The organism is Pseudomonadota bacterium (assembly GCA_030775045.1).
In the GTDB taxonomy this organism is placed as follows: Bacteria; Pseudomonadota; Alphaproteobacteria; order JALYJY01; family JALYJY01; genus JALYJY01.
Genome location: JALYJY010000079.1, coordinates 1 through 8,666 on the forward strand (window position 1 = coordinate 1; position 8,666 = coordinate 8,666).

An 8,666-nucleotide genomic window follows, 5' to 3' on the forward strand; every position below is an offset into this window, starting at 1 on the left:
AGGTTACCATGCCGGCTGTCCGGGCCTGGCTGGCGGCCCATCCGGACCGGGCGGCCGAAGTGATGCACCAGAATGCCTCGTATGTATTTTTCCGGGAGCTGGACGGGGAGGAGGGGCCTTTGGGAGCCCAGAATGTTCCCCTGACGCCCGGCCGCTCGCTGGCTGTGGACAGGACCCTTATTCCGCTGGGGGCGCCCCTGTGGCTGGACACTGTGGACCCGCTGGACATGAGCCGTCCCCTGCGCCGCCTGATGGTGGCCCAGGATACGGGGGGAGCCATCAGGGGGCCTGTGCGCGGTGACTTTTTCTGGGGGCACGGCGAGGATGCGGAGCAGCGGGCCGGAGTCATGAAAAGCCCAGGCCGGTACTATGTCCTGCTGCCGAAGCCGGAGGTGCAGTGATGGTTGTGCGTCGTGATACCCGTGGCCCGTCGCAGCGCCAGCTGCGGGTGGGGGAAGAGTTGCGCCACGCCCTGTCTGCATTACTGAGAAAGGGGGATTTCCGCGATCCGGCCCTGCATGATCTGAACGTCACTGTCAATGAAGTCAGGATCAGTCCGGACCTGAAAAACGCCACGGCCTTTGTCATTCCCTTGGGCGGAAAAGGGACGGATGAGGCTGTGAAAGCCCTGAACCGGGCGGCGCCTTTCATGCGATCGCAACTGGCCAGGGCGGTGCGCCTGCAGTATGTGCCCCAGCTGTCGTTCGAGGCGGACCGCTCCATGGATGAGGTATCGCGCATTGACAGCCTGCTGCGCCGGCCCGAGGTGCAGAAAGACCTCAGGAATACACCGGCCCCCGAAGAGGGGGAGGAGGACTGATATGCGCCTGTCCCTGGTCCTTTCCGCTGCAGTGCTTGTCCTGCTGTCGGGTGGTGCTCCTGCCGCGGAAATGCCGGAACCCTGCCTGGGACGTGAGCGTTGCCAGATGGTCAAAACACACAATGCCGGAACAGGTGCTGACGGAGAGCAGATCAGCCTGGTCGAGACGCGTGTGGCCAGTCCGCCGGGCACAGAGCCGTTTGCCGCCTGTGGCCGGACACAGGATGTTTCGGGTGGGCAGGAATACTGGCGTCTGGTGATGGGCAAAAAGGACAAATCCTGGAGCATGGATTCCCAGCCCGTCCTGACCATCTGCAACGACGGATACGGCGCGGCAGGCGTGGGCCAGGATACCGTGACGGTGAGCGCCAACACCCTGCGCCGCGTCCAGTCAGGCGGCAGTGCGGACCGGTGGGAGAGGGAAGAGACCCTGAATCTGTCGCCCCTGTATCTGAAAGCCTGGCGGGAGTGTGGCTGGTACAATGGTACCGGGGACAGCTATGCCACAGCAGGCAGTGCCGATCCTTTCATTGTGCGTTCATGGTGGGCAGAAGGAAAGAAGGGCGTGGAACCACACTGTCCCGACACGTCTGACCCGAAAACAGCCACGGGTCTGGTTCTGCCGGTCGTACCGGTGGAAGGAGGCGTGCCGGAGGGGACTTCCCTGGGCAGCTGCGCCATGGATGTGACGGACAGAACAGGATTTTATATCGTGGGCAAACCGGGCAAAGCCTTTTTCCGGACTGTGGCGACCGATGACGGAGGTCTTTACGTCCAGGTGCAGGATCCTGCCCTTGTGAATTCCGCAAAATCCTGGGTGCGGAACGATCATGTGGAAGTCTGGGTCTTTGATCCCGTCGACCAGACGGAGGATGCCGGTTTCTGGCAGATCGGCGTTTTGCCCGTGGAGGGAACTGTGGTCACCGGCTATGGGAAGCCCGCTGCCTTGCCCAAGGTCCGTCGCTGGACAACCACGGAGGCCGGGCAACCGGTCACAGTACTGCATCTGCAGTGGCCCGGGCTGGAATACCTGACGGGACAGCAGGGCACGGCCCAGGTGGCTGTCCTGTATTCAGACAGTGACACGGGGGAGCGTCAGGATCGTCTTCTGGGCACCGTGCCGGTCAAATATGCCGATGCCAGGACCCTGGGCGGAACAGCGCACATGCCCCTGACCTGCGGAGTCCGCAACGGCCGGCTGGATGTCATCCGCAACGATCAGCCCAACCTGATGCCCCTGCCATAGAATGGTGTTTTCCGGAAAACGGCCTCTGCATGGCTGGCTGGTGGTGGACAAGCCTGTGGGGCCGGGATCCACGCAGGTACTGGGGCGGGTAAAATACCTGCTGAAACCTGAAAAGGCCGGCCATGGCGGAACCCTGGATCCTCTGGCATCGGGCATTCTGCCCATTGCGTTCGGCGAGGCCACCAAGACTGTGCCGTGGGTCATGGATGCCCTGAAAACCTATCGTTTTACGGCCCGGTGGGGAGAAGCCCGAAACACCGACGATGCGGAAGGGGAGGTGACCGCCACGTCTCCCGTGCGGCCGGGAGCGGAGGATATTCACCGCATCCTGCCCCTGTTCCACGGAGATATCCTGCAGGTTCCGCCCGCTTACAGTGCCCTGAAGATCGGGGGACAGCGCTCGTACACTCTGGCCCGCGGCGGACAGGATGTGGAGCATGCACCCCGGCGGGTGCGTGTGGACAGGCTGTCCCTGGTGGACTGTCCTGATCCGGACCGTGCGGTGTTCGAGGTGGTATGCGGCAAGGGAACATATGTGCGCTCCCTGGCCCGGGATATGGCCCTGAAGCTGGGAACCGTGGGATATGTGTCCGGTCTGCGCCGCCTGGCGGTGGGGCCGTTTTCCCTGAAAGATGCCCTGGCCCTGCCGGATCTGGAGGCAGCAGGGCCGGAAGCGGTTCTGGCCCGGATCATCCCGCTGGAAAAAGCCCTGGCGACCTTGCCGGTTCTGGAAGTGACAGCCGGGGAGGCTCTGGCCCTGTCCCGGGGGCAGGCACTGGAGGCCAGGAGCCGGGACACGGAAGGTGGAGTTTTTCTGGTGATGCACCGGGCCCACCCTGTGGCCCTGGCCAGTATTCGGGACGGAAAGATCCGGGTCCTGCGGGGGCTGAATATGCCCGGTACGTCCTGAATTCCCTCTCCCGGAACCTCCTGCGAAAGTCCGTTATTGTCATTCCGACCGAAGTCCCGACAGGGACGGAGCGGAGTAATCTTATGGAGATCCTTCAACTTCAGGCCCCTGCTGGGCCTTGCGCTCGGGATGACAATAAAGAGCGAGTGATTTTCGCAGAGGTTTCCGGGAGGAAATGGTATTGAATTGCCTTCCCTGTTCCGGCTGAGAGGCCGGGATTCTCAAAACTCATTGTTGAAAGTATTTCTGTATTTTACAAAAAAACAGGAACGGCTCATCTGAAAGGGAATAAAGCCATGAAGTTCAGGAAAATTCTTTCTGGTTTGCTTGCTGCCGGCGTTGTTGCAGCAGACACCGGGTGTGCAACAGCAGGCAGAATGAAGGCCGCAGAGGACAAAATTGTTGCGCTGGAAGGAAGGCTGGAAACGCTCGAAACAGACCGGAACGACCATGAACGTCGGCTCCGCGCTGTTGATGCCGCTGTACAGAATATTGAGGGAAATCTTCAGGGATATTGGGCATTGCAGGGAAATGTCACAGGTCTTGTCGGGCAACAGGCTGCCGGCGCAGAAGCCCGGAGAATGGCAAGATATGACAGTCCTGCTGATGCGCTTGTAGCCTGCCTGGACCGTCGCGGAGTGAAAGCTGAAAACGCCAATGGTACAGTAAATATACTGTCTGGTCCGCTGTCGAGAGGACAGAAAAATGGCACGTTCTTCTGTACAAAGGTTGTAAGGCGGGTTTTTGACAATCCTTCTGTCCCCGCTCCGGGGGTTGCAAGGTCCAGAACCAGTAGCCCGGGAACATCGACAGCCTCTCCGGCACAGAATCCGACCGTCTCTGCGCCGGGACCTGAAAGCTTCAGAACCGGCAGCGGAACAGGAAGCGGTGCTTCTGAAACCGACGCGGCCGCTGCAGGGCGGAAAACAGCCCAATCACTGCAGCCAGCCGGGTCTGTGTTTCCGGAGGCCAGATTCTAGTCTGCCTGTCAGATAACTCTCGACCCGGGGCCAGGGATGGTGCATCCTTGGCCCCGTATCTTTTTAACAGGGTCGGGTTTCATGTCTGATTCCCCTCCGGTTTCTGGTCCGTTTTCCGGCGGGCGGCGCATTGTCCTGGTGACGGGACTGTCCGGGGCTGGCATGTCGTCGGCCCTCAAGGCGCTGGAAGATCTGGGGTACGAGGCGGTGGACAACCTGCCCCTGTCCCTGGGGGGCAGTCTGGCCCGGCAGGGCGGGGATACCCCTGTCGCCATGGCCCTAGACAGCCGCACCTGGGGTTTTTCCGCCGGGAATGTGCTGCAACTGCTGGACGAGCTTCTGGCCCTGCCGGACACATCGCCTGAACTGCTGTTCCTGGAGTGCCAGGACGATATCCTGCAGCGGCGCTTTACAGAAACCCGCCGGCGGCATCCCCTGGCGACCGACAGGCCGGTGGCCGATGGCATTGCCCATGAGAGATCGCTGCTGGCCCCCCTGCGCAGTCGCGCAGATGTGGTCCTGGACACCTCGGCCCTGTCCATCCACGATCTGCGCCGCATCCTGTCCGCCCAGTATGGAACGCAGGGAGGGGGCGGACCGCGCATCTTTGTCACTTCCTTTGCGTTCCGGGGCGGCGTTCCGCGCGAGGCAGACCTGGTCTTTGACGTGCGCTTTCTGGACAATCCCCACTATGATCCCGCCCTGCGGCCCCTGACGGGCCTGGACAGCGCTGTGGCGGACAGGGTCGCAGCCGATCCCGACTATGCCCTGTTTTTCCAGAACATGGTCCGGCTGCTGGAGCCGTTGCTGCCCCGCTATGTGCGGGAGGGGAAGAACTATCTGACCATTGCGGTGGGATGTACCGGGGGACGGCACCGGTCGGTTTTTGTTGCGCAGCAGCTGGGCCTGTGGTTACAGGAGAAGGGGTACAGGGGCGGGGTCCGTCACCGGGAGCTGTCGCTTCCGGACCCTGCGCGAAGCCCTGAAGACAGGAGTACGGGACAATGATCGGAATGGTTCTTGTAACGCATGGGCGTCTGGCCGCGGATTTTCTGGCGGCGCTGCAGCATGTGGTGGGGGAGCAGAAACAGGCCGCAGCGGTTTGCATTGCCCCCGAAGATGACATGAACCGGCGGCGCGAGGAAATCCTGGAATGCATCAGGACGGTGGACAGCGGCGCGGGCGTTGTGATCCTGACGGACATGTTCGGCGGAACGCCCAGCAATCTGGCCATCTCCCTGATGGACCAGGCCAACGTGGAAGTACTGGCGGGAATCAATCTTCCCATGCTGATCAAACTGGCCGGTGTGCGTGCCACGGAACCGCTGGAGCGCGCGGTAGCCAGCGCCTGTGAGGCCGGACGGAAATACATCAATGTGGCCTCGGCCCTGCTGGCCCGGAAAGCGGGCTGACCATGCCTCGTGGCAAGCCATCGGCTGCGGCGGTTTCCAGGATTGTGACCATCACCAACCAGCGCGGACTTCACGCCAGGGCTGCGGCCCGCATTGTCAAGACCGTGGCGCTGTTCAGGGCGCAGGTCGAAGTCAGCCGCAACGGGACAACTGTGTCCGGCGAATCCATCATGGGCCTGATGATGCTGGCGGCCGCGCCGGGCTGTGACATCACCCTGCGCGCCACAGGTCCCCAGGCAGCCGAGGCGGTGGAGGCGCTGGCGGAGCTGGTCAGCCGGAAGTTCGACGAAGAATAATAATAGCCCATTCATTCTGTGTTGACTGGCGGCGGAGACTGAATTTTTGTCGTTTCCAGAAAACTGGAAACTTTCCTTTATGAACAGGAAAACATATTTTAAACCGGTTTAATGTTTACTGGTGAGAATATGTGGTACAGGCGTCAGGAAAAGAGGCCGGAATGACGGCACGTCATCAGACGGTTATCCTGCACGGAACCAAAGGCTCACCGGTCATCAACTGGTTCCCATGGCTGAAGGGCGAGCTGGAGGCCTGCGGGCACGAGGTATTTGTACCGCGCCTGCCCACGCCGGAAGGACAGGACAGAGAGGGCTGGTGCACCGCCCTGCGGGAGCAGGCGCCCATCTTCGGCCGGAATACGACCCTGATCGGGCACAGTTGCGGTGCCACATTCCTGCTGCACATCCTGGAGGCGGTGCGCGAGCCTGTGGCCATGACGGTATTCGTCAGTCCTGTGACAGCCGATGTGGGACACCCCGAATACGACGTCCTGAATCGTACTTTTGTTCATCATGCCTTTGACTGGGAGAAAATCCGCCGCAACGCTGGCCAGGCGCATATCCTGCACGGCGACAATGATCCGTATGTGCCGCTGGCGCAGGCGGAATTTCTGGCCCGCAGCATGGGAGTTCCGGTGGAGCTTGTCACCGGCGGTGGCCACCTGAATGCCGAAAGCGGATACACAGCTTTCCCCCGCCTGCGAAATCTTGTGTGCGGGGGATCAGAATGACACAGAAGAAAGCAGTAATCACTGGCGCGGGACGTGGACTGGGGCGGGCGCTGGCCCTGGGTCTGGCCGAGGCCGGTTTCCTGCCGCTTCTGATAGGCCGGAGCCCTGCGGACCTGCAGCAGACGGCGGACCTGGTCCGGCAACATTACAATGTTGCGGCGGGCGTATGCGGAGCCGATCTTTCTGCTCCGGACCAGATCGCGAAAGCCTGCCGGGATATTCTTCAGGACCATTCTTCCATTGATGTTCTGGTCAACAACGCGGCGGGATGGACGGAAGGACCACTGGAAAACCTCACCGACACACAGATTGCAGACCAGATCAGCGTGACCATCACGGCCGGGATCCTTCTGGCAAAGCATCTGAAGCCGGTGCTGAAGAAAACCGCAACAGGTGCCCATGTCATCAATATTGTCTCCATGGGCGGGTTGCCGAATGCTGCTCTGGTTGATGGTTCGGTGGCTTTTTACGCCTCGAAATACGGTCAGGCAGGCATGGGCGATATCCTGCGCCAGGAACTGAAAGTCGATGGCATCAGTGTCTGCAACATCCTGCCCACGGGTATTCTGGGAGACAGTACATGGTTTGACGACAGTGCTTCCCTGCGGGAAAAACACGGGCCAGGTTGAGTGGGTGTCCGGGATGTTGTCGATGCTGTCCGGTTCGTCCTGACCCGTTCACCCTTGTCCGCTGTCGATACACTGGTTATATCCGGCAAAGGCTGATCTGCCTTTTCCTTTTTCGTTCACGGGCTGTTCTTCGGAGGCAGCTTTTTTTATATCTTCATTTTTGATCAGGGCGTGTGGACAATCAAACGGATAACGGCGACACGCAGATCGAGTATGCTATAAAATTGATGCAAGAGAGACAGGCCTTGTTTTGGCCATGGGGATATTCCAGTCTGAACACATCCTTTTCAAGTGAGGGTTCCATGTCCTTACCGTCCCGCCGTATCGCATCATGGCTGGCTGGCGCTGCTGCCGTGACAGCTCTGGTCACCGGTCTGGCTCTGTATAACAGCGGCACAGCATCACCCGCCCGTGCGGCGACTGAACCTGCGTACAGCGTTCTCAGGCTTGAGCTGAAAATCGATGCCACGGAAACCTGGGAAAACGGCAAGGACAAGGATGAATGGCGCAATGCCACCGTCAGGGAAATTCACACCTCAGAAATTCCCATGAAGACTGTTGGCAATCTGCGCAATTATAACAGCATGGACCCTTTGTACCATCAGAAGCTGGCAGCGCAAAAGCCGGCGGCGGGACATTCCCCCATGGCCAGCACAGCCGCTATGCCCGACATGGCCAAAATGCAGGAGATGCAGAAAAAGGTTCAGGTCTGTAGCGGCGACAAAAACTGCCTGCAGAAGGCAGCCATGGACATGGCCATGCAGAATATGTCAAAGCGCGGCCCGCAGGGCGCCCAGGTTGCTGCTGACTTTCAGGCCATGAGTGCAGATTGCACCAATATTCATGGACACGCCTTTGGCAGCAAAGGCTATGAAAAATGCATGGATGATCTGGCCAGAAAGCGGTCCACAGGTCCCGTTACAGCTGACGCGCCAGAGCCTGAAGAGCCGGAAGACCGCTTCCAGTACTACAGAACCCGGTGCACGACCACAGGCCACAGCAGGATTGACCGGTCCGGTACAGGGAAAACCCAGGATATTGGCGGCGGCCGTGAAGGGCATGACTATACAAGAGGCGAGAGCGACCTGGACCCGAAAGCTCCCGGTCTGATCTGTGCCGGCGATACGGTGGTCGATGTGAAAGCCGGGAAAATCTACACCCTTAATATCAACTTCCCTTCTATTCCTGTGGAGACGGAATATCATTACCCGCCCATTGTCATGCCCAAATCACAGGAAAAGGCAAATATCTATAATCCGCCTGTCGTTGTGAAAGATCCTCCGGCGAACGCGCAGGACAAATTTGACAAGGACCTGCGCGGACAGATTTTCAGGATTTTCTGGAACGGTGCGCCACTGTCCGGGGAAAAAATCTTTACCCTGGAAGGTGTAGGTGGAGAGAACAAATTCGGCTATGGCAAAAACATGGTTGCCGGCACGGCCACCCTCACCTGGTCTTTCAGGCCTTACGCCGGCCCTGCCATTCCCGGGCCGCCCTCGCGCTAGTCAGACAGGGCTGTTTCCCGATATCCGGCTGAACAAAAAACCCGGTGTTGCGTTTTATGAATCCCCTCTCCTTTCACAGGAGGGGGGTTCTTCATGGAAAGGCTTTTTATATGAAACGCTTCTGCTGTTTTCTTTTT

11 protein-coding genes are annotated in these 8,666 nt (G+C 59.8%); all 11 read left to right on the plus strand.

The genetic code is table 11. From position 1 onward, the window contains the following. On the plus strand, nt 1–401 hold a 401-nt coding region (locus M3O22_07300), incomplete at its 5' end, for an MltA domain-containing protein (protein ID MDP9196552.1). After that, nucleotides 401–820: a 30S ribosome-binding factor RbfA gene (rbfA, locus tag M3O22_07305; GenBank protein MDP9196553.1), complete on the plus strand. Its 420-nt coding sequence runs from the start codon at nt 401–403 to the stop codon at nt 818–820. The genes M3O22_07300 and rbfA, both read left to right, overlap by 1 nt. Nucleotide 821: 1 nt before the next feature. Then, nucleotides 822–2,066 carry a hypothetical protein gene (locus tag M3O22_07310; GenBank protein MDP9196554.1) on the plus strand — a complete coding sequence of 415 codons (1,245 nt, stop codon included), beginning with the start codon at nt 822–824 and terminating at the stop codon, nt 2,064–2,066. A 1-nt stretch (nt 2,067) separates the two neighbouring features. Continuing rightward, nucleotides 2,068–2,976 (plus strand): tRNA pseudouridine(55) synthase TruB, encoded by a 909-nt coding sequence (truB, locus tag M3O22_07315; protein MDP9196555.1) that lies wholly within the window; start codon nt 2,068–2,070, stop codon nt 2,974–2,976. A gap of 377 nt (nt 2,977–3,353) precedes the next feature. Continuing rightward, a complete protein-coding gene (locus M3O22_07320) occupies nt 3,354–3,956 on the plus strand; it encodes a hypothetical protein (protein MDP9196556.1) in 603 nt (200 codons plus the stop codon). A gap of 81 nt (nt 3,957–4,037) precedes the next feature. Further along, nucleotides 4,038–4,964, plus strand: coding sequence for an RNase adapter RapZ (gene rapZ / locus M3O22_07325; protein MDP9196557.1), 927 nt, complete (start codon nt 4,038–4,040; stop codon nt 4,962–4,964). After that, entirely contained in the window at nt 4,961–5,368 is a 408-nt protein-coding gene (locus tag M3O22_07330; GenBank protein ID MDP9196558.1) for a PTS sugar transporter subunit IIA, read from the plus strand. The genes rapZ and M3O22_07330 overlap by 4 nt, the downstream gene beginning before the upstream one ends. A gap of 2 nt (nt 5,369–5,370) precedes the next feature. Beyond that, nucleotides 5,371–5,664 carry an HPr family phosphocarrier protein gene (locus M3O22_07335; protein MDP9196559.1) on the plus strand — a complete coding sequence of 98 codons (294 nt, stop codon included), beginning with the start codon at nt 5,371–5,373 and terminating at the stop codon, nt 5,662–5,664. Between the two features lie 161 nt (nt 5,665–5,825). Then, nucleotides 5,826–6,395 carry an alpha/beta hydrolase gene (locus M3O22_07340; GenBank protein MDP9196560.1) on the plus strand — a complete coding sequence of 190 codons (570 nt, stop codon included), beginning with the start codon at nt 5,826–5,828 and terminating at the stop codon, nt 6,393–6,395. Next, complete coding sequence (locus M3O22_07345; GenBank protein ID MDP9196561.1) at nt 6,392–7,024, plus strand: SDR family oxidoreductase; 633 nt, start codon at nt 6,392–6,394, stop codon at nt 7,022–7,024. Before M3O22_07340 ends, M3O22_07345 begins: the two co-directional genes overlap by 4 nt. Before the next feature lie 302 nt (nt 7,025–7,326). Further along, nucleotides 7,327–8,529 (plus strand): hypothetical protein, encoded by a 1,203-nt coding sequence (locus M3O22_07350; GenBank protein MDP9196562.1) that lies wholly within the window; start codon nt 7,327–7,329, stop codon nt 8,527–8,529. Nucleotides 8,530–8,666: the final 137 nt, after the last annotated feature.